This is a genomic window from Pseudomonas citri, from assembly GCF_025336485.1.
Classification (GTDB): Bacteria; Pseudomonadota; Gammaproteobacteria; order Pseudomonadales; family Pseudomonadaceae; genus Aquipseudomonas; species Aquipseudomonas citri.
Window position 1 is genome coordinate 58,872 of sequence record NZ_JAODAB010000020.1, and the last position, 24,019, is coordinate 82,890.

The following is a 24,019-nucleotide window of genomic DNA, read 5'->3' on the forward strand; positions in this document are numbered from 1 at the left end:
TTCACTTCCTCGGATCGAACGCGTCGCGAGCGGACTCGCCGATGAACACCAACAGGCTCAGCATGATCGCCAGCACGGCGAACGCGCTGATGCCCAGCCACGGGGCCTGGAGGTTGGACTTGCCCTGGGCCACCAGCTCGCCCAGGGACGGCGCGCCAGGTGGCAAGCCGAAGCCGAGAAAGTCCAGGGCGGTGAGGGTGCCGATGGCACCGGTGAGGATGAACGGCATGAAGGTCATGGTCGAGACCATGGCATTGGGCAGGATGTGGCGGAACATGATCGCTCCGTTCTGCATGCCCAGCGCCCGGGCGGCGCGCACGTATTCCAGGTTGCGCCCGCGCAGGAACTCGGCACGGACCACGTCCACCAGGCTCATCCAGGAAAACAGCAGCATGATGCCCAGCAGCCACCAGAAATTGGGCTGCACGAAACTGGCCAGGATAATCAGCAGGTACAGCACCGGCAGGCCGGACCAGATCTCCAGGAAGCGTTGCCCGGCGAGATCGACCCAACCGCCGTAGAAGCCCTGCAGCGCGCCGGCGATCACGCCGATGATCGAACTGAGCAGGGTCAGCGTCAGGGCGAACAGCACCGAAATCCGGAAGCCGTAGATCACCCGTGCCAGGACATCGCGGCCCTGGTCGTCGGTGCCCAGCCAGTTCACTGACGAGGGCGGGGCGGGCGCCGGGACTTTCAGGTCGTAGTTGATGCTCTGGTAGCTGAACGGAATCGGTGCCCACACCACCCAGGCATCCTTGGCGGCCAGCAGCTCACGGATGTACGGGCTCTTGTAGTTGGCTTCCAGCGGGAATTCGCCGCCGAAGGTGGTTTCCGGGTAGCGCTTGAGGGCCGGGAAGTACCAGCCGCCGTCGTAATGCACCACCAGTGGCTTGTCGTTGGCGATCAGTTCGGCGCCCAGGCTCAGGATGAACAGGACCAGGAACAGCCACAGCGACCACCAGCCGCGCTTGTTGGCCTTGAACAGTTCGAAACGCCGGCGATTGAGTGGGGACAGGTTCATCTCAATGCTCCCGGCTTTCGAAATCGATGCGCGGATCGACAAAGGTGTAGGTCAAATCGCCGATCAGCTTCACCACCAGTCCCAGCAACGTGAAGATGAACAAGGTGCCAAACACCACCGGATAGTCACGGTTGATGGCCGACTCGAAACTCATCAGCCCGAGGCCGTCGAGGGAGAAGATCACTTCCACCAGCAACGAACCGGTGAAGAAGATCCCAATGAACGCCGAAGGGAAGCCGGCGATCACCAGCAGCATGGCGTTGCGGAACACGTGGCCGTAGAGCACGCGATTGCGGGTCAGGCCCTTGGCCTTGGCGGTGACCACGTACTGTTTGTTGATTTCGTCGAGGAAGCTGTTCTTGGTCAGCAGGGTCATGGTGGCGAAGTTGCCGATCACCAGGGCAGTCACGGGCAGGGCCAGGTGCCAGAAGTAATCGAGGATCTTGCCCCCCAGGGTCAGTTCGTCGAAGTTGTTGGAGGTCAGCCCGCGCAACGGGAACCAGTCGAAATAACTGCCGCCGGCAAACACTACGATCAGCAGGATGGCGAACAGGAACGATGGGATCGCGTAGCCGACGATGATCGCCGAGCTGGTCCATACGTCGAAGTGGCTGCCGTGCCGGGTGGCCTTGGCGATCCCCAGCGGGATCGACACCAGGTACATGATCAGCGTGCTCCAGAGCCCGAGGGAAATGGACACCGGCAGCTTTTCCTTGATCAGGTCGATGACCTTGGCGTCGCGGAAAAAACTGTCGCCGAAATCCAGGTGGGCGTAGTTCTTGATCATGATCCATAGGCGTTCGGGCGCCGACTTGTCGAAGCCATACATGCGCTCGATTTCCTTGACCAGCGCCGGGTCCAGGCCTTGGGCGCCGCGATAGGAGGAGCCGGCCACCGAGACCTCGGCGCCACCGCCGGCAATGCGACTGGTGGCTCCTTCGAAGCCTTCGAGCTTGGCGATCATCTGCTCCACCGGCCCGCCGGGCGCGGCCTGGATGATGACGAAATTGATCAGCAGGATGCCGAACAGGGTCGGGACGATCAGCAGCAACCGCCGGAAGATATAAGCCAGCATCTTGTTACTCCACGCTCGCAGGGGCGGCGATTTGCTGCTCGATGACCTGCTTCACTACTTCATCGGCCGGCTTGATCTCCGGCTTGACCCACCAGGTGTTGGTGCCGATGTCATAGGTCGGCGTCACCTTCGGATGGCCGATGTGGTTCCAGTAGGCCACGCGCCAGGTCTTGATGTGCCAGTTGGGGATCACGTAATAGCCCCATTGCAGCACCCGGTCCAGCGCCCGGGCGTGGGCCACCAGGCTCTTGCGCGAATCGGCGTTGATCAGTTCTTCCACCAACTGGTCGACGGCCGGGTCCTTCAGGCCCATGGTGTTGCGGCTGCCGGGCTTGTCGGCGGCGGCCGACATCCAGAACTCGCGCTGTTCGTTCCCCGGCGAGCTGGACTGCGGGAAGCTGCCAACCACCAGGTCGAAATCCCGGGAGCGTACGCGGTTGATGTACTGGGACACGTCCACGCGGCGGATCACCAGATCGATGCCAAGGTCACTCAGGTTGCGCTTGAACGGCAGCAGCACCCGCTCGAACTCGGTCTGGGCCAGCAGGAACTCCAGTACCACCGGTTTGCCCTGGGTATCGACCATCTTGTCGTCGACGATCCGCCAGCCGGCCTCCTGCAACAGTTGGTAAGCCTTGCGCTGCTGGTCGCGAATCATGCCGCTGCCATCGCACATCGAGGGTTGGAAGGCTTCGCTGAATACTTGCTCGGGGATCTTGCCATGCAAGGGCTCGAGGATCTTCAGTTCGTCTTCGCCCGGCAGGCCAGTGGCGGCCATTTCCGAGTTCTCGAAATAGCTGCGGGTGCGGGCGTAGGCTCCATTGAACAGTTGCTTGTTGGTCCACTCGAAATCCAGCAGCAGGCTCAGGGCCTTGCGCACCCGCACGTCCTGGAAGATCGGCCGACGCAGGTTGTAGACGAAACCCTGCATGCCGGTGGGGTTGCCGTTGGGGATCTGTTCCTTGATCAACCGGCCTTCGGTGACGGCCGGGATGTTGTAGGCGTTGGCCCAGTTCTTTGCGGACATTTCCAGCCAGTAGTCGAACTGCCCGGCCTTGAGCGCTTCCACTGCCACGGTGTTATCGCGGTAGTAGTCGGTGGTCAGCACGTCGAAATTGTAGAAGCCACGGTTGACCGGCAGGTCCTTGCCCCAGTAGTCCTTCACCCGTTCATAGCGGATCGAACGTCCGGCCTTCACTTCGGTGACCTTGTAGGGGCCACTGCCCAGGGGGATTTCGAGGTTGCCTTTGCTGAAATCGCGGTTGGCCCACCAGTGCTTGGGCAGGACGGGGATCTGGCCGAGGATCAACGGCAATTCGCGGTTGTTGGTGTGCTTGAACTTGAACAGGACTTTGAGCGGGTCTTCGGCAATGACTTCGGCGACGTCGTTGTAGTAGCCGCGGAACATCGGGGCGCCGTCCTTGGTCAGGGTCTGGAAACTGAAGACCACGTCTTCGGCGCGCACCGGGTGACCGTCGTTGAAGCGGGCCTGGGGGCGCAGGTAGAAGCGTACCCAACTGTTATCCGGGGCCTTCTCGATTTTTTCGGCGATCAGCCCGTACACGGTGAAGGGCTCGTCCAGGCCTTGCTTGGTCAGCGTGTCATAGATCAGGCCGATGTCATCGGCCGGTACGCCTTTGCTGATGAACGGGTTGAGGCTGTCAAATCCGCCAAACCCGCCTTGGCGGAATATTCCGCCCTTGGGAGCGTCGGGGTTTACATAGTCGAAATGCTTGAAGTCGGCCGGGTACTTGGGCAGTTCGTTATACAGCGTTACCGCGTGCTGCGGTGCGGCACAGGCCAGCCCGGCGAATAACAGGCCGCTGGCCTGCAGGAGCAGGGCGCGAAAAGGCGTCATTGATCTTTCTCCGAAGATTTCAGCCACCATGCGCTCAAGCCCAGGGTGTAGGGCGGCGTGGTGACGAAGGCGAACCGGTTGCGGTACGCCAGGCGATGATAATTGAGGTACCAGTTGGGAATGCAGTAATGCTGCCAGAGCAGCACGCGGTCCAGGGCTTTGCCGGCCGCCACCTGTTCGTCGCGGGTCTGCGCGGCCAGCAGTTTGTCCAGCAAGTGGTCGACTACGGGATTGGCGATGCCTGCGTAGTTCTTGCTGCCCTTGACGGCGACCTGGCTGGAGTGGAAGTACTGCCATTGCTCCAGGCCCGGGCTGAGGGTCTGGTTCAAGGTCAACAGGATCATGTCGAAGTCGAACTGGTCCAGCCGCTGTTTGTATTGGGCGCGGTCCACCGTGCGCAGCCGGGCCTGGATGCCGATGCTGGCGAGATTCTCCACGTAGGGCTGCAGGATGCGCTCCAGGTTCGGGTTCACCAGCAGGATCTCGAAGCTCAGGGGCTTGCTGTCGGCGTTGAACAGGCGCTGGCCATTGAGGGTCCAGCCCGCTTCTTTCAACAAGCCCAGGGCCTTGCGCAAGGTTTCCCGGGGAATGCCGCGACCGTCGGTGGCGGGCAGGCTGAAGGGTTCCGTGAGCAGACGGGGCGGCAATTGGTCACGGTACGGCTTGAGCAGCAACCACTCGTGTCCCACCGGCACGCCGCTGGCGGAGAATTCACTGTTGGGGTAGTAACTGAGGGTGCGCTTGTAGGCGCTGCTGAACAGGGTGCGGTTGGTCCACTCGAAATCGAACATCAGCCCCAGGGCTTCACGCACCTTGACGTCGGCAAAGGTGCTGCGTCGGGTATTCATGAACAGGCCCTGGGTCTGGGTCGGGATCTGATGGGGAATCTGCGCCTTGATCACATCGCCACGGGTGACTGCCGGGAAGTCGTAGCCATTGGCCCAGTTCTTGGCCTGGTGTTCGATATAGATGTCGAATTCACCGGCCTTGAAGGCTTCGAAGGCCACGTCGCTGTCGCGGTAGAACTCCACGTCCATGCGGTCGAAGTTGTACTTGCCGCGATTGACCGGCAGGTCCTTGCCCCAATAATCCTTGACCCGTTCGAACACCAGTTGGCGACCCGGCTGCACTTTGGTGATGCGGTAGGGCCCGCTGCCCAGGGGCGGCTCGAACGTGGTCGCCTTGAAATCACGGTCCTTCCAGTAATGCTGGGGCAGGACAGGCAACTCGCCCAGGCGCAAGATCAACAGCGGATTGCCCGCGCGCTTGAAGACGAAGCGGATTCTCAGCGGGTTGAGGATGTCGACCCGCAGCACTTCCTGCAAGCTGGTGCGGTATTGCGGGTGGCCGTCCTTGAGCAGCGTCCGGTAGGAAAAGGCCACGTCATAGGCGGTGATGGGCACGCCATCATGAAACCGCGCTTCGGGTCGCAGGTTGAACACCACCCAGCTGCGGTCTTCGCTGTACTCCACCGACTGGGCGATCAAGCCATAGCTGGACGTCGGCTCATCGCCGGACGGTGCGTACTGGGCGGTGCCGACCATCAGCGGCTCGTTCAGCTCATTGATGCCGTACTGCAGGAAGTTCGGCGTGGACACCGGGCTGCTGCCCTTGAAGGTATAAGGGTTGAGCGTATCGAAGGTGCCGAATGCCATGACCCGCAAGACGCCGCCCTTGGGCGCTTGCGGGTTGACCCAGTCGAAGTGGGTGAATCGGGCCGGGTACTTGAGCGTGCCGAATTGCGCATAGCCATGGCTTTCGCTGATGGTTGCGCTGGCGGGAGAGCTCAAGGCCAGGCTGATCAGGAGCAGGAGGAGGGAGCGTATCAAATCTGGGATCCGATCCAGGCGGCTTGGGCTTTATGGCCTGTACAGTAACAGCTTGTATCGGCAGGAAAAAGGAGGCCTGGGGTGTATGCCGGTCAGTTAAGCCGCAAACCTGTGGGAGCAAAGCTTGCTCGCGATTTGGGGAGGGCGGTCGACAACTTTATTGGCTGCTGCACCGCTATCGCGAGCAAGCTTTGCTCCTACAGATCATGGCCGATCAGTGCGGGGAGTAGACCGTCAGCATCTGCCCAGGCTTGAGGGCCTTGCCCATCCGTGGGTTCCAGCGCTTGAGGTGCTGCATTTCCACGTTGAAGCGTTTGGCCACGACGTACAGCGAGTCGCCCTGCTGGACTTTGTATTGGGTTTGTTTCGTTTGGCTGGCCTTGCTGTTGGCGGCCACGACGGTGTTGATGCGCTTGCCGCTGGCCTTTGGCGCCCTGGTGTCCTGCATCACCAGGGTCTGGCCGACCTTGAGCTTGTTGCCACTGAGCTTGTTCCAGCGTTGCAGGTCCTTGGTCTCGACCTTGTTGGCCTTGGCGATCTGGGCCAGGCTGTCGCCGCGCTTGACCCGGTAGGTGCGCTTGACGTCTTCCGGTTCGCTGTCGTCGGCTGTTTCGAACACCGGCTTGAGCGAGCGGGGGCTGATCAGTTCTTCCGGACGCATGGTCGACAGGCTGGCGGTCAGCAACTGGGCCTTGGAAGTGGGCACCAGCAGGTGTTGCGGGCCGTCGATGGTGGTGCGCTGCTTGAAGGCCGGGTTGAGCTGGAACAACTCGTCCTCGTCGATGTTGGCCACCGCCGCGACCTTGGACAGGTCCATGCGCTGGTTGATCTCGACGACCTGGAAGTAGGGTTCGTTGGCAATCGGGTTGAGGTTCACGCCATAGGCATCGGGGGCGAGCACCACCTGGGACAGCGCCAGCAGCTTGGGCACGTAGGCCTGGGTCTCGGCGGGCAGCGGCAGGTTCCAGTAGTCGGTGGGCAGGCCGAGTTTCTCGTTGCGTTCGATGGCCCGGCTGACCGTGCCTTCGCCGGCGTTGTAGGCCGCCAGGGCCAGCAGCCAGTCGCCGTTGAACATGTCGTGCAGGCGCGTCAGGTAGTCCATGGCGGCCGTGGTGGAGGCGGTGATGTCGCGACGCCCGTCATAGAAACGGGTCTGGCGCAGGTTGAAGTAGCGCCCCGTGGACGGGATGAACTGCCAAAGGCCTACGGCGTTGGCCCGGGAATAGGCCATGGGGTTGTAGGCGCTTTCGATCACCGGCAGCAGGGCCAGCTCCAGCGGCATGTTGCGCTCTTCAAGGCGCTCGACGATGTAGTGGATGTACAGGCTGCCGCGCTCGCCGGCGTTTTCCAGGAAGGACGGGTTGCTGGCGAACCACAGGCGCTGTTGCTCGATGCGTGGGTTGACGCCGGCCGTCTCCTGGAGCTGGAAGCCCTGGCGCATGCGCTCCCAGATATCCTGGGGCGCCTGGGGGCTGGGCTTCTGGCTGAGCCACACAGGTTTCTGCTTGGCGCGAGCGGCGATATTGGGCGTGTGGGCCGCGTCGGGCGACACCTGGCTCGTGCTTTGGCAACCCGCCAGCGTGGCGGACACAGCCACCGCGATGGCTTGAGCCAGGCGGGTCAATGTGTCGGACTGGGCGGACCTGCGTATAGAGGACGACATTGGCTGGAAGTAAGTTCCGGGCAAAAATGTCGGGCGATTCTAGAAAGCGCACCCCAACAGGTCAACCATTCAGAAATTTTGTATCAGTCCATAGCGGTCTTAGAATTTATCTTTCCAAGCCCTCAAGGCCGCAAAAACCTCACTCGGCGTCTGGTTACGCTTGGCGCTCCGTTCGTCTGCTTTTTGTTTAACGGATGTTTCAGCGGTACGCAGGAAGGGGTTGGTGAGCTTTTCCAGGGCCAGGGTCGACGGCAGGGTGATGACCCCCTCACTGCGTTGGCGGCTGACTTTTTCCAGACGAGCGGCAATGTCCCGATTGTCCGGTTCCACCGCCGCGGCGAACTTGAGATTGCTGAGGGTGTACTCGTGGGTGCAGTAGACCAGGGTGTCTTCCGGCAGGGCGGCGAGTCGGCTCAGGGAATGGTGCATTTGCCCGGGTGTGCCTTCGAACAGGCGGCCGCAACCGGCGGCGAACAGGGTGTCGCCACAGAACAGCAGGCCATGATGGTAGTAGGCGATATGCCCGAGGGTGTGGCCGGGCACGGCATGGACATCGAAGTCCAGGCCCAGCACGGCGATCCGGTCGTGGTCTCCGAGCGCCCGGTCCCGCGCCGGGATGTTCTCGCTGGCGGGGCCGTAGACGGTGGCGTTCGTCGCGTTTTTCAACGCCTGGACGCCGCCTACGTGATCATGGTGATGGTGGGTGACCAGGATGTCGCTCAGGACCCAGCCCGGATGGGCTTCGAGCCAGGCTTGCACCGGGGCGGCGTCACCCGGGTCGACCACGGCACAGCGCTGGGTCGAGTGGTCCTGTAACAACCAGATGTAGTTATCGGTGAACGCGGGCAGGGCACTGATCTGTATCATCGCAAAATTCGCCAAGCTCAAAACAAAGGCGCATCTTAGAACTTCCTGGCGCGTTGGAGAATGCAATGACCGATGAAGCGTTCGCTCAGGCTGATCCTGACTGGCTGGCGTTGATCAGTGCGGCCCGTGAATGGTTGTCCGGCCCCATCGGGCAATTTTTGCTGGAGGAAGAACGGCGCATGCTCGAGGACGAGCTGGGGCGTTTCTTCGGTGGCTACCTGGTGCATTACGGGCCCTCGGCACAGACGCCGCCGGCGGCCCCGCAAGTCCAGCGCAATGTACGGCTGGGGGCGCCACTGCCGGGCGTCGAGATCGTCTGCGAGGAACAGGCCTGGCCATTGAGCGAGCATGCCGCTGACGTGGTGGTGCTGCAGCATGGCCTGGATTTCTGCCTGTCCCCCCACGGTCTGCTGCGAGAGGCTGCCAGTAGCGTGCGTCCCGGCGGGCATCTGCTGATCATCGGCATCAACCCCTGGAGCAGTTGGGGGTTGCGGCATGTATTCGCCCATGACGCCTTGCGCCAGGCCCGTTGCATCTCGGCCTCCAGGGTGGGCGACTGGCTCAACCTGCTGGGTTTCGCGCTGGAGAAACGCCGCTTCGGGTGCTATCGTCCGCCGCTTGCATCACCCCGGTGGCAGGCCCGCCTGGCTGGTTGGGAGCGCAGGGCCGGCGACTGGCAATTGTCCGGTGGCGGTTTCTACCTGTTGGTGGCGCGCAAGATCGCGGTCGGCCTGCGCCCGGTGCGTCAGGCGCGACGCGAGCCGATGGGCAAGCTGATTCCCTTGCCGATGGCCAAGGTCAATCGTCGCCACATCGAGCCGTAACCCTTTTCTGAATCTGGCCGGCATTTCGGCTTCGGGCTTGTCGGTCCCGCCCGGCAGGCTTGTGCATTTTTTCTGGATGGACTGGCATGAGCGATAGCGTAGAACTCTTCACTGACGGCGCCTGCAAGGGCAACCCTGGCCCGGGCGGCTGGGGCGCGTTGCTGGTCTACAAGGGCGTGGAGAAGGAGCTCTGGGGCGGCGAAGCCAACACCACCAACAACCGAATGGAATTGATGGGCGCCATCCGTGGCCTGGAAGAACTCAAGCGGCCTTGCGATGTGCTGCTGGTGACCGACTCGCAGTACGTGATGAAGGGCATCAACGAGTGGATGGCCAACTGGAAGAAGCGTGGCTGGAAGACTGCCGCGAAAGAACCGGTGAAGAACGCCGATCTGTGGATGCAGTTGGATGAACAGGTCAACCGTCACAACGTTACCTGGAAATGGGTACGTGGCCATATCGGCCATCACGGCAACGAACGGGCCGACCAGCTGGCCAACCGTGGGGTGGATGAGGTGCGTGGCTTCAAGCAGGGTTGATTCAGTTCAGGTTGTCCTTGGGGTGAGGGCGCTTGTGTGGGAGCAAAGCTTGCTCGCGACACAGGCGCCTTGGTTTTCCTGGGGGGGCGCATTGCTTCATCGCGAGCAAGCTTTGCTCCCACAGTGTTTACCTTCACATTTCATTCGCTTGCACAAGCATGGTTCCCAGGTAAATCTACTTGCCACCAGAGCGTGTTAAGATCCGCGCCTTTGCATGACTGCCCGTTGAGAGCTGAACACTGATGGCCAACAGATCTGTCGTACTGGATACCGAAACCACCGGCATGCCGGTGACCGATGGTCACCGGATTATCGAAATCGGCTGTGTCGAACTGATCGGTCGGCGCCTGACCGGCCGCCATTTCCACGTCTACCTGCAACCTGATCGCGAAAGCGATGAGGGCGCGATCGGTGTCCACGGCATCACCAACGAGTTTCTGGTGGGCAAGCCGCGTTTCGCCGAAGTGGCCGATGAGTTCTTCGAATTCATCCAGGGCGCGCAGTTGATCATCCACAACGCGGCGTTCGACGTGGGGTTCATCAACAACGAATTCGCCTTGATGGGCCAGCAGCACCGGGCCGACATCACCGAACATTGCAGCATCCTCGATACCCTGATGATGGCCCGGGAGCGGCATCCGGGGCAGCGCAACAGCCTCGACGCACTGTGCAAGCGCTACGGCGTCGATAACTCCGGTCGCGAACTGCACGGCGCGTTGCTCGACTCCGAGATCCTGGCTGACGTCTACCTGGCGATGACGGGCGGCCAGACCAGCCTGTCACTGGCTGGCAATGCTTCGGATGGCGCGAGCGAAGGCTCGAGCAACCAGGCTTCGGAAATCCGCCGCTTGCCGGCTGGGCGCCAGCCTTCGCGGATCATCCGCGCCAGCGAAAGCGAGCTGGCCGACCACGTCGCGCGTCTTGAGGCCATTGCCAAGTCCGCCGGCGCCCCGGCATTGTGGACACAACTGGCCGAGGCGCAGGCCGGCACGAATGGCTGAGACCCTTGAGGGCGAAACCTTTTATCCAGTGTTCATTTCTCGCGACAATCGCCACGACCTTCTAACCTGAGGTGGCAGGCCAACGGATGCCGCTCGATATCCGAAGGCATCTGATGTGAAGAAAGGGCAATGGAGGGCAACCTGCCGTTGGTTGCCTCAAGGAGTGAGGATTTTTTCCAGTATGCAGCCGGTCATGAATCCCAAGCACCCCGGGTTGTCGGTGCGCGTCGTCGATGATGGCTTCGCTGATTACATCTGGGGCAGTGATTTCAGTTTCGAGGTCAACGCCTATGGCGCGGCACAGATCGGCAAGCCCGTGAATCAATGGCCAGTCACGCCCATTGTCCCGTACAGCAAGTGCTACGGCATCGATCCCGAGGAGTTCAGCAGCTTCCACGGTGCGCCCGACAGCGAGATTTTCATGGCCTACCTCGACGACCTGCCCGTCGGGCATCTGGTGGTCAGCACCAATTGGAACGGTTTCGCCCACATCGACGAGCTGGCGGTGCATGCCCCGGCCCGTCGCCATGGGGTGGCCAAGGCCCTGCTCGACGTAGCCCAGTTCTGGAGCCGCAAGAAAAAGTTGCCGGGGATCATGCTTGAAACCCAGAACAATAATCTGGGGGCATGTCGGCTCTATGAGCGCTGTGGCTATGTGCTGGGCGGTATCGACCACCTGCGTTATCGCGGCATTGACCGGCATACCGCTGAAGTGGCGTTGTTCTGGTACCGGTTGTTCGACGATCCGCTGGGGATGTCGATCAGTGGCTCAGCAACGCCTCGGCTTGTTCCGTAACCAACTCCAGCAGCGACTGGATGGCGGGCGCCGCAGGCGTACCCTTCAGGCTCAAGGCGTAGAGGTTGATGGGCACGGCGGGTGACACCGGGCAAACGTCCAGCCCGCCACCCTTGGCGCCCGAGGCGGTGAACGGGTCGACGATGGCCAGGCCTTCGCCGGCCTCGACCATGGCGCGCATCATCTGATGGGTCTGCACACGGATCTGGACCACGGGGGCCGGACGCAGCGCTGCCAGTTTGTGGTCGAACGCGGGGCTCAACGGGTCATGGCCTTCGAGGCCCAACAGCGACTGGCCGGCCAGGTCCTGAAGCGAAATGTATTTCTGCCGGGGTTGCAGCCAGCCGTGGGGCGCCAGCAATTGCAGCTTGCCCTGGGCGATGACCTGGCAGTGAATGTCGGGGTGTTCGGGGTCGTGCAGGCTCAGCCCCAGGTCACTTTCACGCAACAGCAGGCTCTGGACGATGTGGCGAGTCGGTTGGCTGAGGAGGGTGCAAGGCACATCCGGACAGCGTCGACGCAGGGCCGTGATGCTCCGGGGAAGCAAGTGCTGGGCAAGGGGTGGGGCGCAGATGATGCGCAAGGGCGGTGCCTGGTAGTGCCTGAGGCTGCTGGCGAGTCGTTGCACCGGTTCGAGGGCGTCGTACACCCGCGTCATGGCGTCGCGCAGTTCAAGGGTTTCCCGCGTGGCCTGCAAACGCCCGCGCACGCTGGCAAACAGCATGAAGCCCAGTTGAGTCTCGGCATCGCGCAGGATCGCCTCGACCTCCGCCACTGGTAGTTGCAGCCATTCGGCCGCTGTGCCGAGGTGCCCGGTCTGCAGCAACGCCTGGATCACTTCGATGTGGCGTAAACGCATGCGAGAAGTCCATGTTCGGCGGATGAGCCATTGAGTGGCCGAATCCTAACCCAAGTCTGACTTCTGCTCATAACCACCGTTACGAGGCGATCTGCGTTTCAGGTTCGCGGATCAATTCGATGCCTGATTGCACCAGCAGGAACCGCTCTTCGTCGAGCTTGCTGACCCGGTCGCCGATAGCCAGTCGATAGGTGGTGAGAGGCTCCTTGCCGTGTTCGTCCAGCGTCGATTCCTGGAATTCATGCACCGAATAGACGCGACCTTCGGCATCCCGCGCATGAAATTGTCCGACAAGTACTGCTGCCATTGCTTAGAACCTCTGGAAATAGATCACTCGATTTGCGGTTCTGTAGACCCTGTCCAAGCGCGGTAAGTTTTCCTACAAGAAAAAAATAGTCCAGCGGATGGGTTTTCGGCGTTCCGCTGGTCCAATAGTCCAGCCGATCATCTATAACTAGGCTCTGTACGAAAAGTCTTGAGACGAAGGTCAGGCAAGGCGAAAACAGCCGAGCAAGCGCAGTGTACTGGAGTACATGAGCATTGCGAGGCTGTTTTCAACGCAGCATGAACGAGTATCAAGGCTTTTCGTACAGAGCCTACAGGCTCCCTTGAATCCATAGTCGAGATGCAGCCCATGAGTAATGTCTATACGGTGGCCGTTTTGGTGGGAAGCCTGCGCAAGGCCTCGATCAACCGCAAGGCGGCGTTGGCGCTGGCCGCGCTGGCACCGTCTAACTTGAAGCTGGAAATTGTCGAAATCGGCGAGCTGCCGCTCTACAACGAAGACCTCGATGTCTCGCCTCCTGCGGCCTATAGCGCATTCCGCCAGCGTGTCGGTGCGGCGGACGCGCTGTTGTTTGTCACCCCCGAGTACAACCGCTCGGTACCCGCGCCGATGAAAAATGCCATCGACGTCGGTTCGCGCCCTTACGGCAAGAGTTGCCTGAGCGGCAAGCCGGGCGCGGTGTTCAGTGCTTCTCCGGGCGCCATCGGCGGCTTTGGCGCCAACCATCATCTGCGCCAGTCGCTGGTGTTCCTCGATGTGCCTTGCATGCAGCAGCCGGAAGCCTATCTCAGCGGTGCCGGAACGGCGTTCGACGAAGCCGGCAATCCGTCGGACACGGTGAAACCGTTTTTGCAGACCTTCATCAATGCCTATGCCAAGTGGGTCGAGCAACACAAGAAGAGTTGAGGTCCCGAATCGTCGGGCAAAGGGCCATGGCGAGAGGGCGGGATTCTCTTGCCATGGCCCGTCCCCGCACGGGTAAGCAGCCCCGGGGCTTTACCCGACCATCGAAAATCCCTATCTTCCTGCGCTTGACCACACCTCCGTTCTCCGTCTTCGACGCCCTGATAGCGCGTCGATGTCTTCAAGGCTGCCGTAAATGCTGATCGCGTCATTGATTTTCCTGCTGACCATGACCCTGGTGATCTGGCAGCCCAAAGGGCTGGGCGTGGGCTGGAGTGCGACGCTCGGCGCACTGCTGGCCCTGCTGAGCGGGGTGGTGCAGGTCAGTGACATTGCCTTGGTGTGGCACATCATCTGGAATGCCACCGGTACATTTGTCGCGTTGATCATCATCAGTCTGTTGCTGGACGAGGCGGGGTTCTTCGCCTGGGCCGCGCTGCATGTGGCTCGATGGGGCCGAGGCAGCGGGCACAAGCTGTTCGCGTTCATGGTATTGCTGGGCGCCCTGGTGTCGGCGCTGTTCGCCAATGACGGGGCTGCGCTGATCCTGACGCCCATCGTGATCTCGATGTTGCTGGCCTTGCGTTTCTCTCCGGCGGCCACCCTGGCCTTCGTCATGGGGGCCGGTTTCATCGCCGACACCGCGAGCCTGCCGCTGGTGGTGTCGAACCTGGTGAACATTGTCTCGGCGGATTTCTTCGGCATCGGCTTCAACCGCTACGCGGCGGTCATGGTGCCGGTGAACCTGGTGGCCGTCGCCGCCAGCCTGGCCATCCTGTTGTGGTTCTTCCGGCGCGATATTCCGCGTGACTACGACCCGCATCAACTGGATGACCCGGCCAGTGCGATCCACGACACGGCCACCTTCTACGCCGGCTGGGTGGTGCTGGTGATTTTGTTGCTGGGATGCTTTGCCCTTGAGCCGCTGGGCATCCCCATCAGCGCGATTTCGGCGGTTTGCGCGGCACTGCTGCTGGCTGTCGCAGCCCGCGGGCACAAGATCTCCACCCGCAAGGCGATGAAGGAAGCGCCGTGGCAGATCGTGATTTTTTCCCTGGGCATGTACCTGGTGGTCTATGGTCTGCGCAACGCCGGGCTCACCGGTTACCTGGCGCATTGGCTCGACGCTTTCGCCGAATATGGTGTGTGGGGCGCGGCCATGGGCACCGGGGTGCTGACGGCGTTGCTCTCGTCGGCGATGAACAACCTGCCGACGGTGCTGGTCGGTGCCCTGTCCATCGACGCCAGCCAGGCCACCGGCGTGGTGAAGGAGGCGATGGTCTATGCCAACGTCATCGGCAGCGACCTGGGCCCGAAAATCACCCCGGTCGGCAGCCTGGCGACCTTGCTCTGGCTGCATGTGCTGGAGCGCAAGGACATCCGGATCGGTTGGGGGTATTACTTCAAGGTCGGGATTGTGCTGACGGTGCCGGTGTTGCTGGTGACGTTGGCGGCGTTGGCTTTGCGGTTGTCTTTCTAAAGTCGTCGTGCAGGCACATTTCGTACAGAGCCTAAAGCTCAGGGATTCCCCGGCACATCCGGCCAACGATCCGCCACCAGGAACACTCGCTCCGCCTCTTCCCACTCACCGTCGGCATTTTCCGTCAGGCGCACCATCAATTGCGCCGGCGCCAAAGGGTCGAGGGCTTGTCGCCAGGCCTCCAGTTGCGCGGCGTTCCAGGTTTGTTCCGCCGGGTAATGTGCCGGGGCCAGCCAGGCGGCGCGGGGCAGGGGTTGCCAGCGACCGGGCGGGCGCTGGGCAATGAACGCCGGCCAATCGCGTTGATGCAGCCAACTGCCACGCAGGTGCCTGGGGTGTGCGCCGGCCGGCGGCTCGGCCAGGCCCGGCCAGGGATAAAGCAAATACCCGCCGAGCCAGAGTTCGGAGCGCAGCTGTTCGAGGCCCGCGGGCTCGATGCCCAGGCTCGCCAGGACCTCGCGGCTCTCCGGGCGGGCCGAGATCGGCAGTTGGTGTTCGCGCAGATGCGCCAACTTGCGGTCGAGCCGGTCATGGCAACCGGGGCCGAGCCATTGCGCGGCATCCTGTCCGTTACCCGCCTGGGGGCCGAGGTACAGCTTTATCGCCAGTTCAAGGTGATGGAGGCCTTCGCCGTCGCGCAGCAGCAGGTCGAGCTCGCCCAGCGTATGCCCCTGGTGCCGGATCGGCAGGTTCGCGGCGATCAGCTCGATGCCCGGTGCGTGCTGCACGGCAAATTGCCACAGTTTTTCGTAATACAGGCCCAGGCGTCGTGTCCGACCCTGGGCCAGCCAATGCAGGAGCGGGTCGCTGTCGCGGTCCAATTGTCGCAGCCAGTGTTCCAGGCGATCCGGCTCGCGCATCCAGGTGCTGCCGCTCAAGGGATGCCGCTGCGGCCAGGGCGTGTCGATGAGCATCGGCGGGGCCAGTATCGCCCACGCCAGGTCGCGCACGGCGGGATGGCGCAGGCGGCGGGGTAGGTCCAGCAAATCAGGGAACAGGATCATGTGCCGAGCATAGCTGTTACGCGCAAGGCTTAAAGAATTTTGTCTATGGAGCGCTTTCGCCCATAATCGTGTTTTTCGCCCGCCGCAGACCCTCGCAGGAGCCTCATGGAGCAATTTCGCAATATCGGCATCATCGGTCGCCTGGGCAGTTCCCAGGTGCTGGAGACCGTTCGCCGTCTCAAACGTTTTCTCCTGGAGCGGCACCTGCATGTGATCCTCGAAGACACCATCGCCGAAGTATTGCCGGGCCATGGTCTGCAGACGTCGTCGCGCAAGATGCTCGGTGAAGTCTGCGACATGGTGATCGTGGTCGGCGGCGACGGCAGCCTGCTGGGCGCGGCCCGGGCCCTGGCGCGGCACAACATCCCGGTGCTGGGGATCAACCGCGGCAGCCTGGGCTTCCTGACCGATATCCGCCCCGACGAGCTGGAGACCAAGGTCGCCGAGGTGCTGGACGGCCACTACCTGGTGGAAAACCGCTTCCTGCTGCAAGCCGAGGTCCGCCGCCATGCCGAGGCCATCGGCCAGGGCGACGCGCTGAACGACGTGGTGCTGCACCCCGGCAAGTCCACGCGCATGATCGAGTTCGAGCTGTACATCGACGGTCAGTTCGTTTGCAGCCAGAAGGCCGACGGCCTGATCGTCGCCACGCCCACCGGCTCCACGGCGTACGCGCTCTCCGCCGGTGGCCCGATCATGCACCCCAAGCTCGACGCTATTGTAGTTGTGCCCATGTATCCCCATACCTTGTCTGGGCGACCGATCGTGGTCGATGGCAACAGTGAGCTGAAAATCGTCGTGTCCAAGGATATGCAGATCTACCCGCAAGTGTCCTGTGACGGCCAGAACCATTTCACCTGCGCGCCGGGTGACACCATCACCGTCAGCAAAAAAGCGCAGAAGCTGCGCCTGATCCATCCGCTGGATCACAATTACTACGAAGTCTGCCGGACCAAGCTTGGCTGGGGCAGCCGGTTGGGGGGTGGAGGCGACTGATGCTCGATCCTGCGCGCAGTTACGACCTGATCGGCGATGTGCACGGATGCGCCCTGACCCTGGAACACTTGCTGGAGCGGCTCGGTTACCACAAGCAGGGTGGGGTCTGGCGGCATCCGTCGCGCATGGCCGTGTTCCTGGGAGACATCATCGACCGTGGCCCGCGCATCCGCGAGGCGCTGCACATCGTCCACGACATGGTCGTGGCCGGCCAGGCGCTGTGCATCATGGGCAACCACGAGTTCAACGCCCTGGGCTGGAGCACGCCGGCCTTGCCCGGCAGCGGCCAGCGCTACGTGCGCGAACACACGCCGCGCCATGCCCGCCTGCTCCACGAAACCCTGACCCAATTCGAGCAGCACCCTGGCGACTGGCACGACTTCCTCGAGTGGTTCTACGAACTGCCGCTGTTTGTCGATGCCGGTCGTTTCCGCGTGGTGCACGCCTGTTGGGACGCCAGCCTGATCGAACCGTTGCGCGGCCTGTTCCCGAACGGTTGTGTCGATGAGCATTTTCTCCAGGCCTCGGCGCAGTCGGGCAGCTTCGCCTGCACGGTGTTCGACCGCTTGCTGCGCGGCACGGACATGCGCTTGCCTCACGGCATGACCCTGACTGGCGGCGATGGCCTGACCCGTTCGTTCTTCCGCACCAAGTTCTGGGAAGACGACCCGCAGACCTATGGCGACATCGTGTTCCAGCCCGACGCCTTGCCGGAGCCGGTGGCCCGCACGCCGCTGTCGCCGGACGAGAAGAACAACCTGCTGCGCTACGGCGAACATGAGCCGATGCTGTTTGTCGGCCACTATTGGCGCAACGGCAAGCCCGCCCCGATCCGCTCCAACCTGGCCTGCCTGGACTACAGCGCGGTGCTCTACGGCAAGCTGGTGGCCTATCGCCTCGATCAGGAAACCCGTCTGGACCCGCACAAATTCGTCTGGGTCGATGTCGAGCGGCCGGAGGTGGTGCGGTGAGCGCCGTCGCGGCCTTGCGCCTGCCTTTGGCGGCGGATCTGAGCGGTTTCGTCAAGCTGTTGCAGCGCATGCAGGTGCCCCATCGGGTCAGCGAAGAGGCGGGCGAGCAGGTGCTTTGGGTGCCCGACGAAATCAGCGAGGACGTGCGTTCGCTGTACGCACGTTTTCCACACGGCGATCCCGAGCAGCAACTGGAATTGCCGGCTATCGGCAGCACATCCCGGCGCCCCGGTTTCGTCGAGCAGTTACGGCTCAGCCCGGTCACCGCGCTGGTGTTGTTGCTCAGCCTTGTCGTGGGCGCCGTGACGCTGCTGGGGGAAAACCTGGAAACCCTGCGCTGGCTGACCTTCCTGGAGTTTCGCGTCGTCGGCGACTACATCCAGTTCACGCCGTTGGCCGACAGCCTGGCGGCCGGCCAGTGGTGGCGACTGGTGACGCCGATGCTGATCCACTTCGGTTTCCTGCACATCGCCATGAACGGCATGTGGTACTGGGAGCTGGGGCGGCGGATCGAGGCGCGCCAGGGCGGCATCAACCTGCTGGGGCTGACGTTGTTGTTCAGCCTTGTGTCCAATTTCGCCCAGTATGTCTTCAGCGGCGCGACCCTGTTCGGCGGCTTGTCCGGTGTGCTGTACGGCCTGCTGGGGCATTGCTGGATCTATCAACTGTTGGCGCCGAACCCGGCCTATCACTTGCCCCGAGGGGTGCTGGTGATGATGCTGGTGTGGTTGCTTTTGTGTCTGTCCGGGCTGGTCTCGATGATCGGCTTTGGTGAAATTGCCAATGCGGCCCACGTCGGCGGGTTGCTCGTCGGTTGCTTCACGGGCTTGTTGGGCGGGCTGTTCGCCCGCCGTAGAATGGCCCCTTGACTGGCGCCTGTGCCTTTTGAAAATGCGCGATTGCGCGGAGAATCCATGTCCTCGTTCAACGAAATGATCAACAACATCACCCCCGACATCTACCGCAACCTGAAACTGGCGGTGGAAATCGGTAAATGGGCCGATGGCAACAAGCTCACCGCCGAACAGCGTGAGCTGTCGTTGCAGGCAATGATCGCCTGGGAGATCCAGAACCTGCCCGAAGACGAACGCACCGGCTATATGGGCACCCAGGAGTGCCATTCGAAGTCGATCGAAGTGCCGAACGTCCTGTTCAAGTCGGATGCTGTCCATTGATCGAGCTTGGTCGCGGTGCAATCAGCAAGATGTCGGCGCGCCTGGATGGGCAAACCGTTCAGTACGCTTTTCGCCTGGGCGATGCCGAGGTGCCGGTCAACCCGTTGATCGGTAGCACGGTGCGCCTGGAGTTTCTCGGTGCGATCCACTGTACCCATTGCGGGCGGCGGACCAAGACCAGCTTCAGCCAGGGCTATTGCTACCCGTGCATGACCAAGCTGGCCCAATGCGATGTGTGCATCATGAGCCCCGAGCGCTGCCATTTCGACGCGGGTACGTGCCGTGAGCCGGCGTGGGGCGAGCAGTTCTGCATGACCGATCATGTGGTCTACCTGGCCAACTCCTCGGGCGTGAAAGTCGGCATCACCCGCGCCACGCAACTGCCCACCCGCTGGTTGGACCAGGGTGCCAGCCAGGCGTTGCCGATCCTGCGGGTCGGCACGCGCCAGCAGTCGGGGTTCGTCGAAGACCTGTTTCGCAGCCAGGTGGCGGACAAGACCAACTGGCGCGCCTTGCTCAAGGGCGACGCCGAGGCGGTGGACCTGCCCGCGATCCGCGACGCGCTGTTCGAAAGCTGCGCCGAGGGATTGCAGGGTTTGCAGGAACGATTCGGCCTGCAAGCGATCCAGACCCTGGCGGACGTCGAGCCCATCGAGATCCGTTATCCGGTGGAGCGCTACCCGACCAAGATCGTCAGCTTCAACCTGGACAAGCACCCGATCGCCGAAGGCACGCTGCTGGGAATCAAGGGCCAATACCTGATTTTCGACACCGGCGTGATCAACATTCGTAAGTACACGGCCTACCAGCTCGCCGTGCATCAGTAGAAGGATTCGACCCATGCGCACCGAACAACCGAAGATGATTTACCTCAAGGACTATCAGGCGCCCGAGTACCTGATCGACGAGACGCACCTGACCTTCGAGTTGTTCGAGGACCATAGTCTGGTCCACGCGCAACTGGTGATGCGCCGCAATCCCGAGCGTGGCGCCGGGCTGCCGCCGCTGGTGCTCGACGGCCAGCACCTGGAGCTGATTTCGGTCAAGCTCGACGATGTCGACCTGGCGCAGGGCGATTACCTGCTGGATGCCAACCACCTGACCTTGCAGCCCAAGGCCCAGGCTTTCACGGTTGACACCAGCGTGCGGATCCACCCGGAAACCAACACCGCCCTGGAAGGCCTGTACAAGTCCGGCAGCATGTTTTGCACCCAGTGCGAGGCCGAAGGCTTCCGCAAGATCACCTACTATCTCGACCGCCCGGACGTGATGAGCAAATTCACCACCACCGTGGTGGCCGAGCAGCACAGCTACCCGGTGCTGCTGTCCAACGGCAACCCGATCGCCAGCGGTCCCGGCGAAGATGGCCGGCACTGGGCGACCTGGGAAGACCCGTTCAAGAAACCCGCCTACCTGTTCGCCCTGGTGGCCGGTGACCTGTGGTGCGTCGAAGACACCTTCACCACCCTGACCGAACGCACCGTGGCGCTGCGCATCTACGTCGAGCCGGAAAACATCGACAAGTGCCAGCACGCCATGACCAGCCTGAAGAAGTCGATGCGCTGGGACGAGCAGGTGTACGGCCGCGAGTACGACCTGGACATCTTCATGATCGTCGCGGTCAACGACTTCAACATGGGCGCCATGGAGAACAAGGGCCTCAACATCTTCAACTCCAGCGCCGTGCTGGCCCGCGCCGAAACCGCCACCGACGCCGCGCACCAGCGCGTCGAGGGCATCGTTGCCCACGAATATTTCCACAACTGGTCGGGCAACCGCGTGACCTGCCGCGACTGGTTCCAACTGTCGCTCAAGGAAGGCTTCACGGTGTTCCGCGATGCCGGTTTCTCCGCCGACATGAACTCTGCCACCGTCAAGCGCATCCAGGACGTGGCCTACCTGCGCACCCACCAGTTCGCCGAAGACGCAGGTCCCATGGCCCACCCGGTGCGCCCGGACAGCTTCATCGAGATCTCCAACTTCTACACCTTGACCGTGTACGAAAAGGGTTCGGAGGTGGTCGGCATGATCCACACGCTGCTGGGGCCGCAAGGTTTCCGCAAGGGCAGCGACCTGTACTTCCAGCGCCATGACGGCCAGGCCGTGACCTGCGATGACTTCGTCAAGGCCATGGAAGATGCCAACGGGGTCGACCTGTCCCAGTTCAAGCGCTGGTACAGCCAGGCGGGTACGCCACGACTGGCAGTGACCGAGTCCTACGACGCCGCGGCCAAGACCTACAGCCTGACCTTCAGCCAAACCTGCCCGCCGACCCCGGACAAGCAGGAAAAACTGCCGTTCGTGATTCCCGTGGAGCTGGGCCTGCTGGATGGCAAAGGCGCGGAGATCGCGCTGCGCCTGGCCGGTGAAACGGCGGCCAGCTGCACGTCGCGGGTGATCTCGGTGACCGAGGCCGAGCAGACCTTCACCTTCGTCGACATCGCTGAAAAACCGTTGCCATCGTTGCTGCGCGGTTTCTCGGCGCCGGTGAAGCTGAGCTTCCCGTACAACCTCGACCAGTTGATGTTCCTCATGCAGCACGACAGCGACGGTTTCAACCGCTGGGACGCCGGCCAACAGTTGTCGGTGCAGGTACTGCAAGAATTGATCGCCCAGCATCAGCAGGGCGAGCCGCTGGTGCTGGACCCGCGCCTGGTCAGCGCGCTGCGCACTGTGCTGTCGGACGAATCCCTCGACCAGGCCATGGTCGCGGAAATGCTCTCGCTGCCAAGCGAAGCCTATCTGACGGAAATCAGCGAAGTGGCGGACGTCGAGGCGATCCATGCCGCCCGCGAGTTCGCTCGCCAGCAGTTGGCTGACAACCTGTTCGAAGCCCTGTGGCTGCGCTACGAGGCCAACCGCGACCTGTCCAAGCGCACGCCGTACGTGGCCGAGGCCGAGCATTTCGCCCGCCGCGCGTTGCAAAACATCGCGCTGTCGTACCTGATGCTCACCGACAAGCCTGAAGTGTTGAACGCGACCCTGGACCAGTTCGACAGCGCCGATAACATGACCGAGCGCCTCACGGCGCTGGCGGTGCTGGTCAACTCGCCGTTCGAAACCGAGAAAGCCAAGGCCCTGGAAGCGTTCGCCGAACACTTCAAGAGCAACCCGCTGGTCATGGACCAGTGGTTCAGCGTGCAGGCCGGCAGCCCGTTGCCGGGCGGCCTGGCGCGGGTCAAGGCGCTGATGGAGCACCCGGCGTTCAACATCAAGAACCCGAACAAGGTGCGGGCGCTGATCGGTGCGTTCGCCGGGCAGAACCTGATCAACTTCCACGCGGCCGACGGTTCGGGCTATCGCTTCCTGGCGGACCTGGTCATCCAGCTCAACGGCTTCAACCCGCAGATCGCCTCGCGGCAACTGGCGCCATTGACCCGCTGGCGCAAATACGACAGCGCCCGCCAGGCGCTGATGAAAGCCGAGCTGGAGCGCATCCTCGCGTCCGGCGGGCTGTCCAGCGATGTGTTCGAGGTGGTGAGCAAAAGCCTGGCGTAAATAACCCGTCGTGGCGAGGGAGCAAGCTCCCTCGCCACATTTATCATTCCCGCGAATGTCTGCTGATTCACCTTTGGCCGATCCCCCTATGGTTAACAAAAGATAACGTGCCGTCGATTGTCAGACCTTTCGAAAGCCCGATAGGATAGGTCCGCTTGCAAGAGGCTCTAGATTGCAGGTTTGCGGGCCATGTTTTCGGGCCATGCCCGATCACCCGTAATCTGCAGGAGCCTGCTTGCGGTGCCCTTAAGGGTTGAATGACCTGACAATAATAATGGGGGAATGGTCTATGAATGAGCCGGTCATGGCGGTGGGCCGCTGTCGCCCGCCCATGCTGCGCAGGGCGGCGTTGCTGGCCTCGGCGCTTTCGCTGCTGCTGGGCTCTGCCGGGTTGTCGGCGCCAGTGATGGCCGTTGCAGCGTCGACGTCCGATGTCATCTATGCCGTCGAATCGGCCAAGGCCAGCAAGACCCTGATGCTCGATGTCGTCCATGCCGGTCAGCGCCTGGTGGCGGTCGGTGATCGCGGGCACATTGTCTATTCGGACGACCAGGGCCGTTCCTGGATCCAGGCCAAGGTGCCGACCCGCCAGCTGTTGACCGCAGTGTTTTTCGTCGACGAGCAGCACGGCTGGGCCGTGGGGCATGATGCGCAGATCCTTGCCAGCGACGACGGCGGTCGTACCTGGACCAAGCAATTCGAAGACCTCAACCGTGAAGCACCGCTGCTGGACGTCTGGTTCAAGGATGCCAGCAACGGCTTTGCGGTGGGCGCCTATGGCGTGTTGTTGCAGACCACCGACGGCGGCAAGCACTGGGAAGACGCCAGCGATCGTCTCGACAACGAAGACCAGTTCCACCTCAACGCGATCGCTGCCGTGAAGGACGCCGGGCTGTTCATCGTCGGCGAGGCTGGCAGCATGTTCCGCTCCGCCGACTGGGGCCAGACCTGGGAAAAGGTCGAAGGCCCGTACGAAGGCTCGCTGTTCGGGGTCATCGGCACCGCCGAGCCTTCGACCCTGCTGGCCTACGGCCTGCGCGGCAACCTGTATCGTTCCACCGATTTTGGCGGCACGTGGGAGCCGGTCGAGCTCAAGGCCACCCGTGGCACCCTGGAATTCGGCCTGTCCGGGGCCACGCTGTTGCCGGATGGCTCCATCGTGATCGTGGGGAATGGCGGCAGCGTCATCCGCAGTACCGACGACGGCGTGACCTTCAGCGTGTTCAACCGCCCGGATCGGATTTCGGTATCGGCCGTCACGGCGGCAGGCAACGGCAACCTGATCCTGGCCGGGCAGGGTGGCGTGCGCGCCACGACGCCCACCGGCGCCGAATTGAGCAAGTGAGCCGGGCACAATAACAAGAAGGCGGACCC

22 protein-coding genes are annotated in these 24,019 nt (G+C 62.4%); 13 read left to right on the forward strand and 9 right to left on the reverse strand.

From position 1 onward, the window contains the following. Position 1: 1 nt before the first annotated feature. The 6 genes from N4Q37_RS20130 to gloB form a co-directional block, all read right to left on the reverse strand. A complete protein-coding gene (locus N4Q37_RS20130) occupies positions 2-1,021 on the reverse strand; it encodes an ABC transporter permease (RefSeq protein ID WP_260961321.1) in 1,020 nt (339 codons plus the stop codon). Between the two features lies 1 nt (position 1,022). Further along, positions 1,023-2,096: a microcin C ABC transporter permease YejB gene (locus tag N4Q37_RS20135; protein ID WP_260961322.1), complete on the reverse strand. Its 1,074-nt coding sequence runs from the start codon at positions 2,094-2,096 to the stop codon at positions 1,023-1,025. A gap of 4 nt (positions 2,097-2,100) precedes the next feature. Next, positions 2,101-3,954 carry an extracellular solute-binding protein gene (locus N4Q37_RS20140; protein WP_260961323.1) on the reverse strand — a complete coding sequence of 618 codons (1,854 nt, stop codon included), beginning with the start codon at positions 3,952-3,954 and terminating at the stop codon, positions 2,101-2,103. Further along, positions 3,951-5,783: an extracellular solute-binding protein gene (locus tag N4Q37_RS20145; protein ID WP_390897949.1), complete on the reverse strand. Its 1,833-nt coding sequence runs from the start codon at positions 5,781-5,783 to the stop codon at positions 3,951-3,953. Before N4Q37_RS20145 ends, N4Q37_RS20140 begins: the two co-directional genes overlap by 4 nt. A gap of 214 nt (positions 5,784-5,997) precedes the next feature. After that, positions 5,998-7,446, reverse strand: coding sequence for a transglycosylase SLT domain-containing protein (locus tag N4Q37_RS20150; RefSeq protein ID WP_260961324.1), 1,449 nt, complete (start codon positions 7,444-7,446; stop codon positions 5,998-6,000). 99 nt (positions 7,447-7,545) lie between these two features. Beyond that, positions 7,546-8,313 (reverse strand): hydroxyacylglutathione hydrolase, encoded by a 768-nt coding sequence (gene gloB / locus N4Q37_RS20155; protein WP_260961326.1) that lies wholly within the window; start codon positions 8,311-8,313, stop codon positions 7,546-7,548. Positions 8,314-8,378: 65 nt separating this feature from the next. On the opposite strand from gloB, the gene N4Q37_RS20160 reads away from it, so the two are divergent. The 4 genes from N4Q37_RS20160 (at position 8,379) to N4Q37_RS20175 (ending at position 11,473) form a co-directional block, all read left to right on the forward strand. Beyond that, positions 8,379-9,137 (forward strand): class I SAM-dependent methyltransferase, encoded by a 759-nt coding sequence (locus N4Q37_RS20160; protein ID WP_260961327.1) that lies wholly within the window; start codon positions 8,379-8,381, stop codon positions 9,135-9,137. An 86-nt stretch (positions 9,138-9,223) separates the two neighbouring features. Continuing rightward, positions 9,224-9,676 (forward strand): ribonuclease HI, encoded by a 453-nt coding sequence (rnhA, locus tag N4Q37_RS20165; RefSeq protein WP_260961328.1) that lies wholly within the window; start codon positions 9,224-9,226, stop codon positions 9,674-9,676. 242 nt (positions 9,677-9,918) lie between these two features. Further along, complete coding sequence (gene dnaQ, locus N4Q37_RS20170; protein WP_260961329.1) at positions 9,919-10,677, forward strand: DNA polymerase III subunit epsilon; 759 nt, start codon at positions 9,919-9,921, stop codon at positions 10,675-10,677. Between the two features lie 181 nt (positions 10,678-10,858). Beyond that, complete coding sequence (locus N4Q37_RS20175) at positions 10,859-11,473, forward strand: GNAT family N-acetyltransferase (protein ID WP_260961330.1); 615 nt, start codon at positions 10,859-10,861, stop codon at positions 11,471-11,473. On the opposite strand, the gene N4Q37_RS20180 is transcribed toward N4Q37_RS20175, so the two are convergent. After that, positions 11,439-12,332, reverse strand: coding sequence for a LysR substrate-binding domain-containing protein (locus tag N4Q37_RS20180; protein ID WP_260961331.1), 894 nt, complete (start codon positions 12,330-12,332; stop codon positions 11,439-11,441). The genes N4Q37_RS20175 and N4Q37_RS20180 overlap by 35 nt on opposite strands. Positions 12,333-12,411: 79 nt before the next feature. Further along, positions 12,412-12,639: a hypothetical protein gene (locus tag N4Q37_RS20185; RefSeq protein ID WP_260961332.1), complete on the reverse strand. Its 228-nt coding sequence runs from the start codon at positions 12,637-12,639 to the stop codon at positions 12,412-12,414. A 327-nt stretch (positions 12,640-12,966) separates the two neighbouring features. Between N4Q37_RS20185 and N4Q37_RS20190 the strand changes: the two genes are divergently transcribed. Further along, entirely contained in the window at positions 12,967-13,524 is a 558-nt protein-coding gene (locus tag N4Q37_RS20190) for an NADPH-dependent FMN reductase (protein WP_260961333.1), read from the forward strand. Positions 13,525-13,717: 193 nt separating this feature from the next. After that, on the forward strand, positions 13,718-15,001 hold the full coding sequence (locus tag N4Q37_RS20195) for an arsenic transporter (protein WP_260961335.1): 1,284 nt from the start codon (positions 13,718-13,720) through the stop codon (positions 14,999-15,001). A gap of 38 nt (positions 15,002-15,039) precedes the next feature. Here N4Q37_RS20195 and N4Q37_RS20200 read toward each other — a convergent pair whose 3' ends face one another. Then, positions 15,040-16,005: a DUF1853 family protein gene (locus tag N4Q37_RS20200; protein ID WP_260961337.1), complete on the reverse strand. Its 966-nt coding sequence runs from the start codon at positions 16,003-16,005 to the stop codon at positions 15,040-15,042. 105 nt (positions 16,006-16,110) lie between these two features. Between N4Q37_RS20200 and N4Q37_RS20205 the strand changes: the two genes are divergently transcribed. The 7 genes from N4Q37_RS20205 (at position 16,111) to N4Q37_RS20235 (ending at position 23,990) form a co-directional block, all read left to right on the forward strand. Further along, positions 16,111-17,001 (forward strand): NAD(+) kinase, encoded by an 891-nt coding sequence (locus N4Q37_RS20205; RefSeq protein WP_260961339.1) that lies wholly within the window; start codon positions 16,111-16,113, stop codon positions 16,999-17,001. Beyond that, the gene (locus N4Q37_RS20210) at positions 17,001-17,972 is read left to right on the forward strand and encodes a metallophosphoesterase (RefSeq protein WP_260961340.1); all 972 of its coding nucleotides are present in this window, start codon (positions 17,001-17,003) and stop codon (positions 17,970-17,972) included. Before N4Q37_RS20205 ends, N4Q37_RS20210 begins: the two co-directional genes overlap by 1 nt. Continuing rightward, positions 17,969-18,841: a rhomboid family intramembrane serine protease gene (locus N4Q37_RS20215; protein ID WP_260961341.1), complete on the forward strand. Its 873-nt coding sequence runs from the start codon at positions 17,969-17,971 to the stop codon at positions 18,839-18,841. The genes N4Q37_RS20210 and N4Q37_RS20215 overlap by 4 nt, the downstream gene beginning before the upstream one ends. Before the next feature lie 45 nt (positions 18,842-18,886). Then, positions 18,887-19,147, forward strand: coding sequence for a YeaC family protein (locus tag N4Q37_RS20220; protein ID WP_260961342.1), 261 nt, complete (start codon positions 18,887-18,889; stop codon positions 19,145-19,147). After that, the gene (locus N4Q37_RS20225) at positions 19,144-19,974 is read left to right on the forward strand and encodes a DUF2797 domain-containing protein (protein WP_260961343.1); all 831 of its coding nucleotides are present in this window, start codon (positions 19,144-19,146) and stop codon (positions 19,972-19,974) included. Before N4Q37_RS20220 ends, N4Q37_RS20225 begins: the two co-directional genes overlap by 4 nt. 13 nt (positions 19,975-19,987) lie before the next feature. Further along, on the forward strand, positions 19,988-22,645 hold the full coding sequence (gene pepN, locus N4Q37_RS20230) for an aminopeptidase N (RefSeq protein WP_260961344.1): 2,658 nt from the start codon (positions 19,988-19,990) through the stop codon (positions 22,643-22,645). A 289-nt stretch (positions 22,646-22,934) separates the two neighbouring features. Then, a complete protein-coding gene (locus tag N4Q37_RS20235) occupies positions 22,935-23,990 on the forward strand; it encodes a WD40/YVTN/BNR-like repeat-containing protein (RefSeq protein ID WP_260961345.1) in 1,056 nt (351 codons plus the stop codon). The last annotated feature ends 29 nt before the right edge of the window (positions 23,991-24,019 follow it).

What these genes read in the sequence shown, in the direction of transcription:
- N4Q37_RS20130 (WP_260961321.1), bottom strand. Translation starts at nt 1,021, where the DNA reads ATGAACCTGTCCCCACTCAATCGCCGGCGTTTCGAACTGTTCAAGGCC.
- N4Q37_RS20135 (WP_260961322.1), bottom strand. Translation starts at nt 2,096, where the DNA reads ATGCTGGCTTATATCTTCCGGCGGTTGCTGCTGATCGTCCCGACCCTG.
- N4Q37_RS20140 (WP_260961323.1), bottom strand. Translation starts at nt 3,954, where the DNA reads ATGACGCCTTTTCGCGCCCTGCTCCTGCAGGCCAGCGGCCTGTTATTC.
- N4Q37_RS20150 (WP_260961324.1), bottom strand. Translation starts at nt 7,446, where the DNA reads ATGTCGTCCTCTATACGCAGGTCCGCCCAGTCCGACACATTGACCCGC.
- gloB (WP_260961326.1), bottom strand. Translation starts at nt 8,313, where the DNA reads ATGATACAGATCAGTGCCCTGCCCGCGTTCACCGATAACTACATCTGG.
- N4Q37_RS20160 (WP_260961327.1), top strand. Translation starts at nt 8,379, where the DNA reads ATGACCGATGAAGCGTTCGCTCAGGCTGATCCTGACTGGCTGGCGTTG.
- rnhA (WP_260961328.1), top strand. Translation starts at nt 9,224, where the DNA reads ATGAGCGATAGCGTAGAACTCTTCACTGACGGCGCCTGCAAGGGCAAC.
- dnaQ (WP_260961329.1), top strand. Translation starts at nt 9,919, where the DNA reads ATGGCCAACAGATCTGTCGTACTGGATACCGAAACCACCGGCATGCCG.
- N4Q37_RS20175 (WP_260961330.1), top strand. Translation starts at nt 10,859, where the DNA reads ATGCAGCCGGTCATGAATCCCAAGCACCCCGGGTTGTCGGTGCGCGTC.
- N4Q37_RS20180 (WP_260961331.1), bottom strand. Translation starts at nt 12,332, where the DNA reads ATGCGTTTACGCCACATCGAAGTGATCCAGGCGTTGCTGCAGACCGGG.
- N4Q37_RS20185 (WP_260961332.1), bottom strand. Translation starts at nt 12,639, where the DNA reads ATGGCAGCAGTACTTGTCGGACAATTTCATGCGCGGGATGCCGAAGGT.
- N4Q37_RS20190 (WP_260961333.1), top strand. Translation starts at nt 12,967, where the DNA reads ATGAGTAATGTCTATACGGTGGCCGTTTTGGTGGGAAGCCTGCGCAAG.
- N4Q37_RS20195 (WP_260961335.1), top strand. Translation starts at nt 13,718, where the DNA reads ATGCTGATCGCGTCATTGATTTTCCTGCTGACCATGACCCTGGTGATC.
- N4Q37_RS20200 (WP_260961337.1), bottom strand. Translation starts at nt 16,005, where the DNA reads ATGATCCTGTTCCCTGATTTGCTGGACCTACCCCGCCGCCTGCGCCAT.
- N4Q37_RS20205 (WP_260961339.1), top strand. Translation starts at nt 16,111, where the DNA reads ATGGAGCAATTTCGCAATATCGGCATCATCGGTCGCCTGGGCAGTTCC.
- N4Q37_RS20210 (WP_260961340.1), top strand. Translation starts at nt 17,001, where the DNA reads ATGCTCGATCCTGCGCGCAGTTACGACCTGATCGGCGATGTGCACGGA.
- N4Q37_RS20220 (WP_260961342.1), top strand. Translation starts at nt 18,887, where the DNA reads ATGTCCTCGTTCAACGAAATGATCAACAACATCACCCCCGACATCTAC.
- pepN (WP_260961344.1), top strand. Translation starts at nt 19,988, where the DNA reads ATGCGCACCGAACAACCGAAGATGATTTACCTCAAGGACTATCAGGCG.
- N4Q37_RS20235 (WP_260961345.1), top strand. Translation starts at nt 22,935, where the DNA reads ATGAATGAGCCGGTCATGGCGGTGGGCCGCTGTCGCCCGCCCATGCTG.